Annotated in this window: 7 protein-coding genes and 1 pseudogene; 5 read left to right on the plus strand and 3 right to left on the minus strand. The window is 35.7% G+C overall.

The window, feature by feature from the left end; genetic code table 11:
• Window positions 1-3,013 (minus strand): annotated as a pseudogene (locus F6K15_RS29290) (hypothetical protein); the annotation flags it as partial.
• An 877-nt stretch (window positions 3,014-3,890) separates the two neighbouring features.
• Here F6K15_RS29290 and F6K15_RS29295 point away from each other — a divergent pair.
• The 3 genes from F6K15_RS29295 (at window position 3,891) to F6K15_RS29305 (ending at window position 9,143) form a co-directional block, all read left to right on the plus strand.
• Window positions 3,891-5,270, plus strand: coding sequence for a type IV pilin-like G/H family protein (locus tag F6K15_RS29295; protein ID WP_293067980.1), 1,380 nt, complete (start codon window positions 3,891-3,893; stop codon window positions 5,268-5,270).
• Between the two features lie 688 nt (window positions 5,271-5,958).
• Window positions 5,959-8,028: an FHA domain-containing protein gene (locus F6K15_RS29300; RefSeq protein ID WP_293067983.1), complete on the plus strand. Its 2,070-nt coding sequence runs from the start codon at window positions 5,959-5,961 to the stop codon at window positions 8,026-8,028.
• 230 nt (window positions 8,029-8,258) lie between these two features.
• Complete coding sequence (locus tag F6K15_RS29305; protein WP_293067985.1) at window positions 8,259-9,143, plus strand: UTP--glucose-1-phosphate uridylyltransferase; 885 nt, start codon at window positions 8,259-8,261, stop codon at window positions 9,141-9,143.
• A 717-nt stretch (window positions 9,144-9,860) separates the two neighbouring features.
• Here F6K15_RS29305 and F6K15_RS29310 read toward each other — a convergent pair.
• Window positions 9,861-11,156 (minus strand): glycosyltransferase, encoded by a 1,296-nt coding sequence (locus F6K15_RS29310; RefSeq protein ID WP_293067988.1) that lies wholly within the window; start codon window positions 11,154-11,156, stop codon window positions 9,861-9,863.
• A 500-nt stretch (window positions 11,157-11,656) separates the two neighbouring features.
• Between F6K15_RS29310 and F6K15_RS29315 the strand changes: the two genes are divergently transcribed.
• Window positions 11,657-12,997: a glycosyltransferase gene (locus tag F6K15_RS29315; protein ID WP_293067991.1), complete on the plus strand. Its 1,341-nt coding sequence runs from the start codon at window positions 11,657-11,659 to the stop codon at window positions 12,995-12,997.
• Between the two features lie 223 nt (window positions 12,998-13,220).
• Here the strand turns inward: F6K15_RS29315 and F6K15_RS29320 are convergent, their stop codons facing one another.
• Entirely contained in the window at window positions 13,221-18,806 is a 5,586-nt protein-coding gene (locus F6K15_RS29320) for an ATP-binding sensor histidine kinase (protein WP_293067994.1), read from the minus strand.
• A 210-nt stretch (window positions 18,807-19,016) separates the two neighbouring features.
• On the opposite strand from F6K15_RS29320, the gene F6K15_RS29325 reads away from it, so the two are divergent.
• Window positions 19,017-19,160, plus strand: a complete 144-nt coding sequence (locus F6K15_RS29325) for a hypothetical protein (RefSeq protein ID WP_293067997.1) — start codon at window positions 19,017-19,019, stop codon at window positions 19,158-19,160.
• The last annotated feature ends 466 nt before the right edge of the window (window positions 19,161-19,626 follow it).

Here is a 19,626-nt window from a genome sequence, read left to right on the forward strand (position 1 = left end):
GCTCTGGTTCTGGCTCTGGTTCTGGCTCTGGTTCTGGCTCTGGTTCTGGCTCTGGTTCTGGCTCTGGTTCTGGCTCTGGTTCTGGCTCTGGTTCTGGCTCTGGTTCTGGCTCTGGTTCTGGCTCTGGCTCTGGTTCTGGCTCTGGTTCTGGCTCTGGTTCTGGCTCTGGCTCTGGCTCTGGTTCTGGCTCTGGCTCTGGCTCTGGCTCTGGCTCTGGCTCTGGCTCTGGCTCACCTATTTCTTCATTGAAAAAGACGAAATTGTCTAAGGCAACACTAACATTAGCTTCCAAGTTAGCCAAAATTTCTATTTCGGTACCTGTGTAGAAAGCTACTACTTTTTGTTGCATCTCATTTTCATATACAAGCAACTTAGGAGTATTTCCCACCTGCAATGTCTGCAACCGCACCAGTAGTTGCTCTGCTGTAAAACCACCCTCGAATATTAGTAAATTTGCCGTTCCGACTGAAATTGTGGTTTGGGTTACGGTCAACTCCTCTAGAGTTTCAGTTGTTATCTGCCCAAATATTTGTGAGTCAAGTTCAAAAACATCTTCCTCACTATAGTTTGTAACTGTTACTCCACTTTCAACGAAAGCATTGAATACTAATTTATCCACTACACCAACAGTAGCAGTTACTTCTGTTTCATTCGTAATGTTGAAGGTGTTGGTAAATTGTAAGTTGGAAACGCTGAATTGATTGATATTTTCTATTTCGACTTCAAAGTCTTGGAGTAGTTCAAAATTTGTACCATCGAACAAGACTAACTGTGTGCTACCCGCAATATTTGCTAAGACTACAACTGAACTCTGAACAACCAGAGACTCTAGTCGTGTCAGCAGAATATCTAGACTGGCAAAACTTTCTGTCTCGAAAATTAAGAAGTTTTCTTGAACTTGTTGGGTAGACTCAGGGGTGAGAATGACCCTGGCGATCTCATTTACTGTGACATTAAGTGATGTTAGTACCTCAGAATTAATTTCTACTATATCTACTGTCACATCAAAGTCATCATCATCGTCCATATCGTCACTATTTTCGATAATAAAGATGTTATCTGTATCAATTTCTATATCAGTAGAGAAGTTTGCAATGACCTGAACTGAACCTCCTTCTGAAAAGGCAAAAACAGTTTGGTCTAATTCATCTGTATAACTCAATAAAACTGAACCAGTTATACCTAATTCAGTTAATCGTGTTTCTACTTCTGTTATCGAAGTAAATACTTGGTCTATGACTAGAAAGTTGGCATTTCCTATTTGTTCAGCACTGGAAAAGACTGATACGACTGCTCTGGTTAAACTCTCATTTGTCAGATTACCAAAAACTTCTGACTGTAATTTAATAATATCTGTATTTGCGTCAAAATTTTCAATCAGAACGCCACCTTCAACTATACCAATAATAAAGAATTCATCTGAATTATCCGTAGCAGTTACCGTTTCAGTCTCTGCCGTAATTTCAATTTCATTGAAGAGACTAAGGTTAAAACTACTAAATGATTCTATGTTAGCTATTACCTCATCAAATTCTTCGATAATAGTAACTTCTTCAGAATTACCATTTGAGAAAACTAGGACTGTTTGCCCCTCAACATTAGCAACAGCTAAAACAGCATTATTACCAACAAGAATATCTAATCTTTGTTGAACTTCTTGTGTAGTCTCAAATTCTTCTGTTTGGAAAATTAGTAAATTTCCTTCTACCGCTTCAACATCATCAGCAGATTCTATAACAACACTGGTTAGAGTTTCTAAAGTAACTCCTAATTCTTGTAGTATAGAGACACTAATTGCTACTTGATTTCCTTCAACAATTGAGAAGTTATTTGTACTAATACTAAGGTTATTTTCAATGCTAAATTCTGTTAAATTCGTAATTGTTTCATACTCAGCAATTGTTGTAATTTCTGTTCCATTAAATGATGCTAATATGGTATTTTCTGATGTGTTGAATAAAAATATAGCTGCGCTGTCAAAATTAATACCTACTAACAATTGTTGCAGAAATGTAATATCAATTTCTTCTGAAAGAACGAAAAAATTACCATCAATTTCTGTAGAACTTTGATTAATTATTGAAAGCTGAAGTTCTGTAAGTTCACTAATTCCCAGTAATTCAAGTAAGGAAAAATCAATATTAATTACTGCCCCATTTTCACCAAAATTAATTTCACTATTACCACCTTCAATTTCAGGAAAATTAATACCATCTTCTAATAAGTATTCAAAGTTTTCTGTACTTAATTCCCCTTTCTTCACTGATACTCTGGCAATAATATCAGTTACATCATCTTGGAAGTAAGCTAATGTACCTTTTTTCCCATTATCATCTTCATCAAAAAAGATAAAGCTTGGGAGGTTTTCATTTAAACCATCAATACCATCTAATAAATTTGAGTTACTCAGTAAGTTTGGTACATCATCATCGTCAACATCAGTAAATGTGACAAAATTTAACCCTCCAGTGGCATCAGGGTCAAATACTCCGGCCAGGAAACCAAATGTATCTTCGTCAGCTTCAAAGTCAGTAATTTCATCTATTCCTTCACCAATAGCTGTATAAGCAAAGATATCTTCATCCGAACCACCACGGAGTTTATCGTTACCTAAACCTCCAATCAGGATATCCTCTCCTTTCTTACCTTCGATATCGTCATCATCATCACCACCAAAAATTATATCGTCGCCATCATCCCCTTTAATCTTGTCTTCTCCAGCACCTCCAGAAATAATATCATCATCCTTCCCGCCTTTAATATCATCATCACCTTCTTGGCCAAAAATCAAGTCATTGTCATCATCGCCTTCAATCTTGTCATCATCAAGGCCACCAGTAATAGTATCATTACCATCACCACCTTCTAGATCGTCTTCTCCATCTCCACCATCAATTAAATCATTACCATCTTTACCTTTAATTTTATCGTCACCCAAGCGACCAAGGATGATATCATCATCTTGTGTACCATTGATATTATCGTTTCCAAGTAATCCAATAATTTGAGCCATTTTTTTTCCTTACTGATAGGTTGTATTGAGGCGTTAGCCGTATTGAACAATCTAGATGTTTCTTTATTTTTACAGCTCTCTGAGTCTTAACTAATAATTTATTTGTTAAGACTCAGAGCAATGTTATTAGAAAAATCCAGTATTTTTTCCTAATAGAATAGGCATAATTTTTCCTAGATATTATTTTTGTTTAAATTATTTTAACCATAAATATAACTAGAAAAAATTAGAAAATTTTAAATTTTTTCTTTGCTTCAATGCACCCATAAGTTTATTATATTTCATATATACTAGCTGTTGTTCTCAATAATGCCAACTTTTTTTTTAAAATTTAATACTTTTATACTATACTCACAAGTCAGGAGTCAGGAGGGAAGAAGAGAAAGTTTGAAGTTATAAGGAGGAGAAAGTTTTTTTGATCGCTAATTAAGCGGACATGATATAAGATGATCGGATAATATTTTAAGATTTCCTGAAGGTGACCCCCTTAAATATAAAATACAAAATCGGTATATTATCTATCCACTTCTGATGTAAAAATATTTGTCAGACAATTAGGAAGAAGGCCAAGTAGATTATAACTAAAATTGTCAAAAAACTTAATAGTATTAACAAATTAAAAGCCGATCTTCAACAATGAATAATGAATAATGAATAATGAATAATGAATAATTACCTCTTCTTTTCAAGGAGAGGATTGACTAATAATGAAAATTTTTCTTTATTATCCCCTTAAAAGGGGAGGCTTTAAACCACAATTTTTCGGTAAAACTACAAACTCAAAAGGTGTTTTTCCTCAAATTTGATTTTTTTTTTCAAAATTGTTAGCATAAAAGAGCTTATTTTAACAATCAACCAACTATTTGAAGAAATATTTATGAGTGGTGCTTTATTAAATGGGCGCTATCGAATAATTAGGGAACTGGGGTCGGGAGGACAAGGAAGAACATTCCTCTGTCAAGATATGAGACTTTTAGGAAATCCCTATTGTGCCGTCAAACAACTTCGACCAGCAAACACTAACGACCCCACTCTTTTGAACAAGGCAAAGCGTTTATTCAGTCAGGAAATAGAAGCTTTGGGCAAAGTTGGGCATCATCCACAAATTCCCCGGTTATTAGATACTTTTGAGGAAAATAATGAATTATACCTAGTACAAGAATATGTTGAGGGGGTCTCTCTGAGTCAAGAGTTGCCTCCTGGTAAACCTTGGCAGGAAAATCAGGTAATAGAAATGCTGCGAGAGGTTTTGCAGATTCTCCAGTTTATTCACCAACAGGATGTTATCCATCGAGATATTAAGCCTGACAATATTATTCGGCGCAAAATAGATAATAAGTTAGTTTTGATAGATTTTGGCTGCCTCAAGCAAGTGGGTGATACTCAACTGACAACTCAGGGAGGAAAAGTTGTATCGACGATGGCTGTAGGAACTCAAGGTTATATGGCTCCAGAACAACATCAGGGTCGGGCATTTCCATGTAGTGACTTGTATGCATTGGGGATGATAGGTATCCAAGCACTGACGGGGAAAAGTGCTATGGAACTCCAAATGAAGTATACAGAACCATTAAGTGGAGAAGTGCAGTGGCAACCACTAGCTCCTCATGTTAACCCACATCTTGCTGGTATTCTCAGTCAGATGGTGGCCTATCGAGCGAGCGATCGCTTCCAAAGTACAACAGAAGTGTTGCAAGTGCTTCCACCAGTTTACTCACAACCAACACCATCACCGCAACCAACACCATCACCGCAACCAACACCATTACCGCAACCAACACCATCACCGCAATCAAAGCAAGGATCAAAAGCGCGTGGAATTATTGTTTTAGTTGGTTTTATCGGGTTGATCTTTGTGCTAAGTCTAATCCCCTCATTTTTAAATCAGGCAATTACAGCCAAACAATCAGAAGCGAAAGCATATATTGGTTCAATTAATAAAGGGCAACAAGTTTATTATGTAGAATATACAAGATTTTCAGATAACATTGATGATTTAGGATTAGGCATTAAGTTAGAAACTGAAAATTACTCATACAATATTAGCAAAATAGATTCCAGTAGTCATGTCATCTCTACTGCTACTGCCAGAGACAAACGATTAAAAAGTTATTCTGGCATAGTTTATTTAGTTAATGTTGGTAACGGTAGTCAGACTAGCCAATCAATGATTTGTGAAACTAACGAACCTTCATCAAGAGTACCTGATGATTTTGAGTCTTTTGATAAATGTCCGTCAGGCTCTTCTGGATTATGATATTAAATCTGAATAAACGTTTATAATTTATTTTTTTAGGGCGGGTTTTAGCTAAATTTAATTAATATAAATAGGCAATAATGTTGATGTTCAAAAAATATGAATTTATGTAAGTATTCAGACACCAGCTATCAGCTTAAACAGTTGTCATTGCGACCGAAGAAAAGCAATTTCATAGGTTTTGTGAGATTGCTTCCTTCCACGGAGTAACCGTAGCAATGACGAATGTAGTGACTAATTCCCCGGATTCTATATAATACCTGAATGCTTACGAATTTCTAGCAAAACTCGCCCTTGATTCAATTTTTTAATTACTTGATTTACCGAAAAATTGTGGTTTAAAGCCTCCCCTTTTAAGGGGATAATAAAGAAAAAAATTCATTATTAATCAATCCTCTTCTTTCCAGGAGAGGTAATTATTCATTATTCATTATTCATTGTTGAAAGTGGGATTAGTCATGTAATACCAATTTTAAAAAAGAATGCTACAAAAAGGTAGACCTCGAACGGATATGCTTAAAAATAGCTATTCTAGTTAATTTTAGATGGTTATTTATATCGTTATTCCATTTTTGAAAATATTTCTTCCTTCTTCCTTCTTCCCTCTTCCTTCTTTCTTACTTCTACCATTTGTAACAAACATTTATAAAATTGGTATAATATTATGTCGGCTAAGGAATAAAAATCTATGTCACAAAAATTTGAAAAACTACTACAGCAATTAGAAAGTGTAGAAAAATTTGCAGCAGCCAAAGCTAATCAAGAACCTGATTTTGAAATAGTGGCTGGAGAATTAAATCAATTAACAAATGTTCTAAAAGTAGGAAAAATTCGAGTCAATATTGTCAGTCGTTTTCCCGTATTAACAGCAGCATTAGAAAAATTGATTAACTCCCAATCTTCTCTCTCATCCATCTACGATTTAAAAACAATTACCCCACCCACTCAACCTCAGCCTAACTTACCTAATTTATCAGCTTTTTTAACTTTACAACCTTCTATTACTACAGGAGAAAAACCCACTCCTTATCAACTATCAAATCAGCAAAAAGTTACAATTGGCAGACAGGAAAATTGTCAAATTTCTCTCTCCCATGAATGCACATTAGTCAGTAGAAATCATTTAGAAATTATCCCTAGATTAGAAAATTCCCAAAATTTAGTCTGGGAAATTCGTGACTTGAATAGTACACATGGAACCTATATTAATAGTGAGAAACTTGTGGGGAGTAGTCAAAAATTAAACCCTGGCGATCGCATAACTCTCGGCAGCCCTCAACATACTTTCAGAAGTCCTGAATTCCGATTTGAATGTGAATCTAAAGCAGCAGTTATTCAGGAACCAAAGTTAGACATTAATTTCAATAATTGTGAGATTTTATGTTTAGTTATTAACCCTTCTCAATCTTTGGATGAACAAGATAAAAAATTAATTGAGGCAGCAGTTAAAACTCAGTTATTTAAGTTGGTTATTGTTTGGGATACCAGTGCAGAAAATCTGGCATCTCCTCTAGTTAAAAATAACATTTATATAGCTGAAACTTGGTTAAAGAGCTATAACTTCAGAGGTGAGTATCTAGTTCAAACCTATTTACAACTCCCACCTTTCCACCATTATAGTCAGGAACAATCATTAACCAAAATATTAACATCAAATTCTCAGTCAAATTACACCCAGTTTTATCAAATTTGGGAAACATTAGTAAATGGCGATTATCAGGAAATATTAAAAGAGCAAGTTAAGGCAAAAATGATATTACAACTAGGTAAATTAGATGAGATTTTCAACAAAAAAGAAGCATTTTTAAAGCAAGAAATTCAAAAAATTAATGCAGGATTAGCAGGGCAGAGTATAGAAGATTTTCAAGAACAAATAAATAGGATATCACAGCAAATTAATAGCGATATAAGTCAAACAATTTTACAAATTAGAAACTTAGAAATTCCTTCTGCAAAAGCTAATTTGATAGAGGAGTATAGCCAGAAAAGTTTGCTATTTAAAATTAAAAACTTTATTGATAATTTGCAAATTACCATTAAAAAAAATGGTGATAAATACGATGTAAATTTACATTCAGAACAAATGAGAGAAAATGACACCATACACAGTTATATAAATCGTCTTTGTATATCAGAATTAAGCAATTGGTCATACCAAGAATGGCAGAAAATTTTGTATACCTATGCCAATGGTGGTTTAATGGGATTTGCTCAGAGAGCTTGTACAAATCTCAACTTTATACCATCCTTTGAACTATCAATTTCAGCCTTGACAATAACTCAACAAAATTTTGATATTTATAAATGCTGGCAAGAATCTTATGTAGAATTTACTCCAGATATTCCACCAGAGCAAAAAACTAATTATCTAATTGAGATTGGTAGATTTGGAGCAGGAGCAATGGGAATTACTTTGGGAAATCCCTTTCCTTTGATTACGAATTTAATTAATGTGTTTGATAAAAATTCTGCCAAACAGTTTCGCCAAGAACAACAAATAGAACCTTTAAAAAATAAGTTATGTGACTATTATCAATCTATAGGCAAGTCAATGGTAGAAAAACTAATGATACATCTTAACTATACTATCCAAATGGAAGAAAATCGCTTGAGTAAAACTATTCAAATCAAAGTAGATGAAATGGTATCTCACCTGGCTAAAGTTAAAAAACTCCGAGAAGAATACCAAGTTAAAATACAGAATTTACAGAAAGAAAAAATTGAACTAAATCAACGAATTAAAGGAGAGGTATCTTAGATGTGAATAAGGAATTATTCATTTTATTATAATTATTATAAAATTTAAAATAGTCTTGACGTTCTCTATTTTTTTAGATTAATATTTTAAAGATGTAAATCCTAAAAAATCAAAATAGACAAAGTTAGGAGGTAGAAGATAAGTAAGCATTTCCTGCGGAATGCTTCGCAAACAGCTATTAGCTGTCAGCTCTCAGCTCTTATATTGGTTAGCTAAAAAACTAAAATTATATGACAGAATCAAAAGCCAAAGTTAGAAAAGCAGTAATTCCAGCAGCAGGTTTTGGTACGCGGATGTTTCCAGCCACTAAAGTTGTCAAAAAAGAACTATTTCCAATCATTGATCGAGATGGTAAAGCAAAACCGATAATTCAAATAATTGTGGAAGAAGCCATAAGTGCCGGAATAGAGAATGTGGGAATAGTAATACAAAAAAGCGATTTTCAAGTTTTTACAGATTTTTTCCAAGCTATCCCTAGTTATTATCAGAAACTTTCACCAGAAAAACAAGAATATTGTCAATATTTACAAAATTTAGGCAGTAAAATTACTCTATTAACTCAGTCAGAACAAGCTGGTTATGGTCATGCAGTTTTTTGTGCTAAAGAGTGGGTGGGAGATGAACCTTTTTTACTATTACTAGGAGATCATATTTATACTTCAGAGGTGGAAAATTCTTGTGCAAGTCAAATTTTGCAAATCTACGAACAGACTCATAAAAGTGTAATTGGAGTGAGAATAATACCAGGAACAGAAATACATCATTATGGTTGTATTAGTGGGAGTTTAGTTGCCGATGGCATAATTAATATAGATACAATCTATGAAAAACCAGAACTAAATTATGCCAGACAAAAACTTCATGTTCCAGGAATGAAAAAAGATGAATTTCTAGGAGTTTTTGGCATATATTTATTGACAGCAAAAATATTTGATTACCTAGAAGAAAATATCAAACAAAATGTTAGAGAAAAAGGTGAGTTTCAACTGACATCTTGTTTGGATAAATTGCAAAAAACAGAAGGAATGAACGGGTATTTGGTAAAAGGAAGATGCTTTGATACAGGGATGCCAGATGTGTATTGGCAGACAATGATTGATTTTCGTAATGCTTGAGATATAATTTTTAACAGAACTTGAAAACTTAGGAAAAAGTAATCGTACTATCACTCATTTTAGCCTGATTTGTCTAGCATTAACAGGATACCCAAACACAGTGCTAATGGACAGACACACCTTAAGTGGTGCATTAGGGAGTAGGGGAGTAGGGGAGTGGGGAACCCACCCCTAACCCCTCCCAGGAACAGGGCTAATTCATTGTCGTAGCGAGAATATTTATATGGATATGAAATACATTTAATTGTGCAAATAGCAAATAAATATAAGAATCTCCCCATCCCCCCATCTCCCTATCAATTTTTCTAAGCGTGACAATAAATTAACCCTGCCTCCCAGGAGGGGAAGTAAACATAAGAATAATTAACATTAAATGAGCTGCTAATTAGCAAAAAAATGATTCGGCCTGTGCTAATTAGTTGATAACTGAAGTATTACTCAAATATAGCATTAATGCATGGGAATTGGTATTACACTTTAGAGGAAGGAAAGTAGAGGGGAGAAGGGAAAGAAAGGTTCCAAGGGATAAGGTTTTTTTGTCACGCTCTTATCCGGACATGATATTATACAATTCGGCGTTGCTGATGCGTGGGTATGATTTGTATTTTTTGGTAATTGCTAAACTATTGAATAACAACTATTAGAGATTGTTTAATTTTTATTTTCATACCTTGATTCAGCAACGCCTACAATTCATATTTTCTGTGGGGTTATTTTCTATGTTGTCGCCAATACTGGTTTCCCTGTAGATATAGCTTGCTCAATAAGATCAGCAGCATATTCCACTCCTCCTGCTTTTTGGATGGCAGCAGCAATTTTCGCAGCATTATTCCGATAACTAGGCTCCCTAAAAACCTTCTCTATCGAAGTTTTTACAGCAGAAACATTCAACTTTTTAAGAGGAATGACTTCCCCAGCTCCAGCCTGTGCAATACGAGCTGCCATACCTGGCTGGTCTGTAGTAATCGGAATCGCAACCATAGGAACTCCAACACTCAAGCAGTTTAGAGCTGTACTACCTGCGTGAGTAATAACCAGATGTGAGCGATTTATGATTTTTTGGTGAGGAGGAAATGAAAACACAAGTGGGGAGCCAGGAAAGTTTACTTGTGATACGTCTGCATTAGGGTTTCCTAATGAAATCAATAGTTGAAATTCTATTTCTAATTCGCTGCAAGCCTGTGCAATGCATTGAAAAATCATTCTATTTCGGTTTTGTATCGTACCCAGATTAGCGTAGATTAAGGGCTTACTATTCAACTTTTCAAAGGAGAAATCTTGGTCAACAAAAGAAACGGGTTCTGTATCAGACGTATTTTTAAATGGGCCTACGTGATGGAACCAAGGAACTAATTGTTCGCGAGGAAAATCAAGAGCTTTAGGAAGTTGGCTAATTTGACATAGCTGAGAATAAAAATCTTGCTGCTTCTGATAGGGTGGTAATTTCCAATCCTTTCTCTGTTGTGGTACCAAACTCCACATCGAACGGGTAAGATAACCCAATAATTGGTAACATAGCTGGTTGCGTAATTTTGTCCACCAATTATTTCTGTATGGCCAGTGGGTAAATGAAGGGGGAATTCCTGGTTCTCGGTTACTAGGTAAAGCATTACAAATATTAATAAAGGGTAGATTCATGTAGTCAGCAATAGTTCCCCCAGCTAAGATAGTTTGATCGACTAACAGAGCATTAGCCCCAACTTTAGCGATCGCATCAGGACTCTCTCGAAATAGCATTGAAGTTTCCTTTCGAAAATATTCATTCACATACTTTAATCCTTCAAATCCGGTTAGTTCTCCTAACTGACTACTGATTGAATCAATACTTCCAAGCGGAAAATCCTTAGCTCCAATCTCAAAAAAATCAAGTCCAGAGCCAATCATTTTTTCTCGAACATCTGGAACTCCGAACAAAGTTACTTTGTTCCCGCGTTTTTGCAATTCGTTGCCCAAGTTCGCCATAGGGTTGAGATGGCCAATTGCCGGTGGGCATAAGATACCAATATTACTCATTTTACAGACTTGCTAGAAAGTTATTTAAGCTAATTTCTTGGTTGATCAAGAAAGTTTAGGGATAATACAATAGCTTATTAGTTAATTATATCCTATCGTATGCTTGATGTCTTTTATAAAATTGCAGCAGCTTGTGATATAGAATCCGGTTATATAGAACCCATTTGATCGCTATATAATATATGGTAGTCAAGTCTTTTCGCGCATCAATGAGTGAGGAAAAATCTTGGTGTTGGTATGTTGAATTTTTTGTATTATTTCTCCCCACATCTTCCCTTTTACCTCCTGCCTCCTGTCTCCTAGCTAACGCGCATATTTATGAAGATACTAAATAGGTTATATAGTATATGTTTATAACTATACTTCAAGCCTTCAATCTCCCCTACTCCCCACATTCCCCTCCTGGGAGGTGCCCGCGGGTGGGTCTCCTACTCCCCCCAACTGTATAATAAGTGTTCAACCAGTCTTAACTGGAACTATAAACTAGGGAAAAATTTACTATGACTCATTTTGGTCTGATTTGCCCTGCATCAACAGGACACCTAAACACAATGCTTCCCTTGGGGCAAGAATTAAAAAGGCGCGGTCATCGCGTCACAATGATCGGAATGCTTGATGCTGAAGCTAAAACATTAGCAGCAGAATTAGAATTTCTGGCATTTTCTCCGGAAGAATTTCCTAAAGGAGCGATCGCAAAATCTTTAAATCAGCTGAGTAAACTTAGCGGGTTAGCTGCCTTTCGCTATACCATTAAGCTCTTTGAAGACGGGGCAAATGTTTTGCTTCGGGATGCTCCGCAGATTATCAAAAATGCTGGCATAGATGCTTTGCTAATTGACCAAGCTTCATCAGGAGGCTCGATCGCCGATTTTCTCAACATTCCTTTTATCACTATCTGTAGCGCAGTAGTATTTAATCCAGATGAGAATGTCCCCCCTTATTTCACCAACTGGAAATATAACACTACCTGGTGGGCAAAATTGCGTAATCAAGCTGGTTATACTTTATATAAACGCCTGACAAAACCTGTTAGGGAAGTAGTAGCTGAGTATCGCCGTCAATGGAATTTACCTCTATACTCTCAAGCTGCTGATGCTTATTCTCAACTGGCTCAAATTAGTCACCAACCTGCTGAGTTAGAATTTCCCAGGGAAAATTTGCCCCAGTGGTTTCATTTTACTGGACCTTATCATTATTCCAGTAGTCGAGAACCTGTTTCTTTTCCTTGGGATAAGTTGACAGGAAAACCTCTGATTTATGCTTCTATGGGAACTGTGCAAAATCGTCTGGTTGATGTCTTTTATAAAATTGCAGCAGCTTGTGAGGGGTTGGATGCTCAGTTAGTAATTTCTCTGGGGGGGTCTGCAACTCCAGAATCTTTACCTAATTTGCCAGGAAGTCCTTTAGTTGTTGAATATGCACCTCAGTTAGAGTTGCTACGGAAGGTAACTCTTACTATTACTCATGCAGGTATGAATACAACTTTGGAATGTTTAAATAATGCAGTGCCAATGGTTGCTATTCCTATTGCTAACGACCAACCAGGAATAGCAGCACGAATTGCTTGGACTGGAGCAGGGGAAGCTGTACCTCTGAAACAGATAACTGTACCTCGGTTAAGAAAGGCAATTTCCCAAGTGCTAACACAACCGTCATATAAAGAAAATGCTTTGAGACTACAGAAAGCAATTGAGCGATCAGGTGGAGTAACTCGTGCTGCCGATATTATTGAACAGGTAGTATCTACAGGAAAACCAGTCTTAGCTGAAACATTGAAGAAGGCAGGAGGCAGTAGGCAAGAGGCAGAAGGAAAGAAAAGTTCAATAATGGATAATGGATAATGGATAATGGATAATTACCTCTCCCTAAAAACGGATAGGATTGAATAAAAGGAAAATTTTTCCTTGTTTCTCCTTTAAAGCAGAGGCTTTAAACCTTAATTATTCGGTAAGAAGGGAAAAGGTTTTTTGGTCGCGTAAGCGGAACAGAGTTATATCGCGCGATTATCCGGACATGAAATAATCCTTACTCTGATCCTTCCTTCTTCCTTCTTCCTTCTTCCTTTTATAATGGAATCTCAATAACAAATTCTACCCCTTGTCCTGGTACAGAATTACATATTAGTTTTCCTTGATGTTTTTCGACAATAATTGAATGACTAATTGATAAACCTAAACCTGTACCAGTACCTACTGGTTTAGTAGTAAAAAATGGGTCGAATATCTTCTGTTGAATTTCTGGGGAAATGCTAGGACCATTGTTACTAATTTTGATTTGTACAGTTCGATCTTTAGTTACTTTTGTACTAATTGTAATGGTGGTTTTTTCACTAGACTCGCTATCCTTTTTCCTCATCTCTTCTAGGGCATCAATAGCATTATTAATAATATTCATAAATACTTGGTTTACTTGGGAAGCATAACAATTAATTAGTGGTAAAGAGGCATATTTTTTAACTATTTTTATTTCTGATTTATTTCCCTGGGATTTGAGTCTATTTTGGGAAATTAACAGAGTGCTATCAATACCTTCATGGATATCTACAGGTTTCATGCCTGACTCATCTAATCTCGAAAAATTCCGTAGAGAAAGTACTATTTTGCTAATTCTTTCGACTCCTATTTCCATTGATTTTAGTAATTTATCCAAATCTTGAGTTAAAAAGTTTAAGTCTATTTCTTCAATTATTTCTTTGATTTTAGTTGTGGAATTAGGATATTCCTGTTGATAAGTATTAATTAAATCTAGTAAATCTTGACTATATTCAGCTAAATGGTTAATATTACCAGAGATAAAAGTAATAGGATTATTAATTTCGTGAGCAATTCCTGCTACCATCTGCCCTAAACTAGACATTTTTTCTGTCTGAATTAATTGGGATTGGGTATTTTGAAGTTGTTTGAGCGTTTCAGATAAATGTATATTTTTTTCGTTTAATTCTTCGGTGCGTTCTTTGACTTTATCTTCTAAGGTGTGACTATATTCTTCTAGTTGATTTTTGGCTGTAGATAAGTTTTCATAAAGCCTAGCATTTTCGAGGGAGAAAGCTGCTTGAGTAGTCAGAACTTTTAATACTTCTAGACGATGCTTAGTAAAGGCTCCAACTGTCAAATGATTTTCTAAATATAGTATGCCAATAAATTGACCGCGATTAATAATAGGAATACATAAAATACTCTTAGGTTGATAATTTTGAATATAAGGATCGGCGGCAAATTGAGTTTCATTAGTGGCGTTATCTAATACAACAGTTTTTTGAGTACGCGCTACATAATAAATCAGGGAATTTGGAAGCTCGTTTGTTGAGTCTAGAGGGAGAGATTGTTTTGATTTTAGTTGTATTTCTTCTGAAGAATTAATCTCACGAATAGCTTTGGCTTCTATTAGCCACTTTCCTGTTTCAAGAAGGATTAAATAACCTTTTTGAGCGCCAGCGTTTTCTAGAGTAACTCGCATTAAAACCGAGAATAAATTTTCTAGTTTTATTTCTCCTGAAATAGCTTGGGTTGCTTTCATTACACTATTGAAGTCAAGCAGAAGGGTACTATCAGTGGTTGTGTAAGTGACCGTTTCTTGAGCAATGTTGCGGGTCAAAGTAGGATCTTGCTGTTGAAGAGGTTTGAGTAGTTCACCGTAGGATTTTTCTAGGTGTTTAAGTTTAGCAACAGCGCCCCACTGAGCATAAGCGTAGTAAGCTTTGATGAGATATGCTTGGGCAATAGTTTCCTTATTCCAGTCTAGGTAAAATTTAGCTGCAAGTTCCTTCGCTAGAGCTTCTTCTTGAATGTATTCGTTTTCTTGCGCTCCGGCGATCGCTTGTTCATAAAGTTCAATTGCTACGATATAGTTACAAAGTACCCGATGTTTTTCTGCTTCTACGAGATGAAATTTATGTAAAAAGTTCATAGGAGCATGGTGTGCCCAGATTTTCATTTGTTTCTGGTTTGAGGTGACTTCTTCTAACCACTGCTGTTTTTGTTCCTGAGAAGCTTCATTGTAGAGAGCAAGTCGGATCAAGGAACCATAAAAATACAAAAGTACTTGAACATATTGAGAAGTAACTAGATGAAAATATGATTGTGTTGCGATCGAAATTGTTAAAGATTTCTGGTACTCACCAAACAAATAACATAAAGAAAGTTTGTGGAAGTTTAGATATACCAGTGTTTGGTCTTGAGATTGTATTTTTGCCTCATCCAAAGCTTCGCCAACCAAAATACAATGATTTTCACAGCGGTCGGTTAAGTTCAGAATAGTCTGTTGAATTATTTGCAACCGTATTAGGGCACTTTCTTGTTTGATTTGAGCAACAGTATCAATGGCATTATTGAGTTTATGAGCAAGTTCTGTTAATTCTAATCCGCTGTAGAAAGCATGAAAATAGTGAAACAAGATATTGTAACTAGCAAATGCTAAGTCTCCCCTGGATAAAGCAAAGGCATAATATTCTAGGAATGAAGGTAAACTATTTCGCAAGTGTTCCTGCCAATGACGAAGGTGCATATTTGTTACTGCTACTCCACTCAGAGCATCTCCACCACAAGACTCAAATACACTCTCTGTTATCTGAGATAATTCATAAGACGCTTTAATTTCTCCCTGACTCCAAAGCATAATTCCATAACAGCTATATCCATAAGCGGAAGCAGGTGTATTTCCCCACTTCACAGACAAAGTGATGAGAGCAAAAACTATACTTGACCATAGAGGTGAACCAATCACGAAAGCTACAGCTCCAATTAATCCCAGAATTTGCATCAAGGCCAGCTTTTCAGGATTTGTCATCTTTGGCAGTTGTTTGAGGTCTTCAGTGGAGCGATCGCTCAGAAATGACTTGAGTTCTTCAAGACCAGCAAGCAAGTCTGCTTCTTCTGGTCTAGGGGATAATTCTAATCCCAAATCTTTAATCACAACTATTGCTAGATCGATACCTTGGGAAAATTGGTATTGAGCAAATTCAGTCTGAATTTTGGCTATATAAACCGGAATTTGGTCTAATAAATTCTTTGCTTGTTGCTGTACAATTTGAGCTAGTTGTTCCATCTGCTCATAGTCGCCGATCAAATACCTCGCTTCTACTGCTTCTAAATATAGAGCTAATGTTAATTCGTAATTCGTTTCCCAACTATTAGTTGTTAATAATTCTAGTCCTGTATTTAGATAGTCAACTGTGGCGTTATAAGCAGTAGAAGCTTTTGCTTTGCGACTTGCTATGAGGTTGAGTTGAGCGAGTTGTTCTCGTTCAGTGGGATGAGAAATTAAATCTACTCCATAATTTAACTGATTAACAATATCAAAAATTTTCTCTTGTCTTTCCGTTTCCGGGATATTTTCTAATAATAATTTTCCTATTTTCAGATGAGTTAGTTGTTTTTGTGTTTCTGGGATTAACAAATAAGCTGCCTGTTGGACGCGGTCGTGCAAAAATTTATAACTAGCATCAGCTTCTATGGCAGTAAAAGATGTAAATATATTTGAATCTTCTGTATTATAAAATTTATAGACTTCGGTAACAGGTAAAATCAACCCTTCTGGCAATGCCTCCCACAAATCTTGTGCTGTTTCTGTGACAGATTTTTCATAAATAATAGCTAAAGTTTCTAAGTTAAATTTATTGCCAATACAAGCTGCTAATTTTATTACATCCTGGGTGGCAGGTAATAATTTTTGTAGACGACTTGCCATAAATTCTACAACGTCATCTGTGGCAGAAAGTAATCTGACTTGAGTAATATCACATTCCCAATAACCCGCTTTATAATTAAAGGTAATTAATCCTTCTTGATACAGTACTTTCAGAAATTGAGTGATAAAGAAAGGATTTCCTTTTGTTTTTTGATGGACTAATTTTGTCAAAGGAAATGCTAACTCCAAAGAGCAATGTAAGGTGTCTGCTACTAAGGGGTTTAAATCAAAAGTTAAATCTAAAGGTTTCAAAGTAATAGTATTAACAATTGCCGATGTTTTAGTAATTTCTTCTAATGTTAATACTAAGGGATGAGTAGGACTTACTTCATTATCCCGATAAGCTCCCAATAATAATAAATATTGACTATTTTTGTCAGTCATCAACAGTTGCATCAACTTCAAAGAAGCAGTATCTGCCCACTGTAAATCATCTAAAAATATCGCTACAGGATGCTCTTTAGTAGTAAATGTTTGAATAAATTTTAAAAATAGTAAATTAAACCGATTTTGAGCAGCAGTTCCTGATAATTCTGCCACTGCAGGTTGAGAACCAATAATATATTCTAATTCGGGAATAACTTCAATAATAACTTGCCCATTTTCACCCAACGCTGAGAAAATTTTAGTTTTCCATTCCTGTAATTGAGTTTCCGTTTCACTCAACAATTGCCCCATTAAATCGCGAAATGCTTGGACAAAAGCACTAAGGGGAATATTGCGTTGAAATTGGTCAAATTTACCTTTAATAAAGTAGCCTCGTTGCCGGACTATTGGTTTATGAACTTCATTAACTACTGCAGTTTTACCAATCCCTGAAAAACCAGCAACTAACATTATTTCAGAACCTCCCCCCGAAGATATCCCCCTCCCGTCCCCCTTGGAAAGGGGGAGGCCAGATGTTGCTTCGCTTTTTGTTGAATGGAGGAAGCCAGATGTTGCTTCGCTTTTTGTTGAATGGGGGAAGCCAGATGTTGCTTCGCTTTTTGTTGAATGGGGGGATTGAGGGGGGATTGCAACTCTTTCAAAAGCATCTAATAAACTTTTAACTTCTGCTTGGCGACCATAGAGTTTTTCTGGTATGGTGAAGCGGTCAGAAACATCCCGGCGTCCTAACTCAAAAATGATAACTTTTCCTGTTTTTTGCCAATATTTTAAACAAGTTTCTAAATCATATTTTAATCCCAAAATATTCTGATAGCGGTCTTCAGCATTTTTCGCTATCATTTTCATAATAATATTACTTACCATCAGAGGTATTTCTGAATTTAACTCACAAGGAGAAATAGGTTTTTTGGCAATGTGACAGTAAACTAATTCAATTGGGTCAGTTGATAAAAAAGGTAGTTGACCTGTGAGTATTTCATAGAATGTAATCCCTAAAGAATAAACATCACTACGGTAATCTATACCCCGATTCATTCTTCCTGTTTGTTCTGGAGACATATATGCGAGAGTACCTTCCAGAACATTAGGATTAATAAGTTCTTGGGTTTCTCTTGGTAATAATGTAGAAATACTAAAGTCAATTAACTTGATATCTCCAGTATCTGGATTAATGATAATATTTGAAGGTTTAATATCTTTATGAATAATCTGATGATGATATAACCCTTCTAAAATTTTGACTATAGAAATAGCAATACTAAGAAAGTCTGGCAGACTAAGTTTTTTATTAGTCAGATATTTTTTGAGAGAAATTGCCCCAGTATCCTCCATAATTAGAGCATAACTATTACCATATTTTTCTAAGTATAAAGACTTGATAATTCCCGGCAAATTAAGATTTTTAGTAATTGTATATTGATGGCGAAACTGTAATAATTCAGAAAATGTAGGGTATTCTTTATTGAGGATTTTGATGACTACTGGTTGTTTATTTGTGGTAGTTAGTCCGCGATAAACAGTAGTTCTTATGCCTGTATAAATTTGGTCAATTATGATATAATTAGGTAATTTAATCATTAGCAAATTCAGAATTTTATTGGTCTACAATTTCTATAAAAGTCATAAAAATAAACACTTTTTTATTGATTATTAAGTGCATTTGATCAACTTGTATATATATGCGGACTTAATTGGCTAGAATCCGCTCCGATAGAAACAAAACTATTTACCGAAAAATTGGGTTTAAAGCCTCGCCCTTGTAGGACGACTTTTTATTTGAGCATGCAAGTGAATTGGATATATGCTAAACTGTTATTAGTTGCCGGGGGGCACTCGGAAACTCTAAACGGACGTGGAGGGAAGCATCAGACTACCGCCAAGGAAGCAGCACTCTGTGAAGCGTCAACCCGCCGAAGAGCTACGGCTCAGTAGGAATCCCCGCGCCTTTAGGCCGGGGAGGATGTCAATAAGCTAATTTTCCTATTATACCAATTTGATAAATATTTGCTACAAATAGCTAGGCTATTTTTTAGGAGTCATATCATGTCCGGATAATTAAGGTTTGCTGAAAAAGTCTTATGGGTGAGGGTAGGAGATAGGAGACAGGAGACAACCCACCCCTAGCCCCTCCCCCTCCCAGGAGGGGAGAAATGGGAATGAGCTAGGAGGTAGGAGTAAGAATTGTCAATTTGGGATTTTTCTGCCCAACTCTTGCCCAAAATCCTAACTTTTTGGTAGCTAAAGCTGAAAAAGTTGCACTTTTTTTCAGTATAAAAAGGCTAAAGCTTTTATCTGTAAATGCTTTGAGATTTAATCAGCAAGCCCTAGTTATAAAAAAACTTTCTTCTTCTTCTCCTATTCTTCTTCTTTCTTCCCTTCTGACTCAGTCGTTCCCCTC

The sequence above is a fragment of the Okeania sp. SIO2B3 genome, from assembly GCF_010672525.1.
In the GTDB taxonomy this organism is placed as follows: Bacteria; Cyanobacteriota; Cyanobacteriia; order Cyanobacteriales; family Microcoleaceae; genus Okeania.

What these genes read in the sequence shown, in the direction of transcription:
- F6K15_RS29320 (WP_293067994.1), bottom strand. Translation starts at nt 18,806, where the DNA reads ATGATTAAATTACCTAATTATATCATAATTGACCAAATTTATACAGGC.
- F6K15_RS29315 (WP_293067991.1), top strand. Translation starts at nt 11,657, where the DNA reads ATGACTCATTTTGGTCTGATTTGCCCTGCATCAACAGGACACCTAAAC.
- F6K15_RS29305 (WP_293067985.1), top strand. Translation starts at nt 8,259, where the DNA reads ATGACAGAATCAAAAGCCAAAGTTAGAAAAGCAGTAATTCCAGCAGCA.
- F6K15_RS29300 (WP_293067983.1), top strand. Translation starts at nt 5,959, where the DNA reads ATGTCACAAAAATTTGAAAAACTACTACAGCAATTAGAAAGTGTAGAA.
- F6K15_RS29295 (WP_293067980.1), top strand. Translation starts at nt 3,891, where the DNA reads ATGAGTGGTGCTTTATTAAATGGGCGCTATCGAATAATTAGGGAACTG.
- F6K15_RS29310 (WP_293067988.1), bottom strand. Translation starts at nt 11,156, where the DNA reads ATGAGTAATATTGGTATCTTATGCCCACCGGCAATTGGCCATCTCAAC.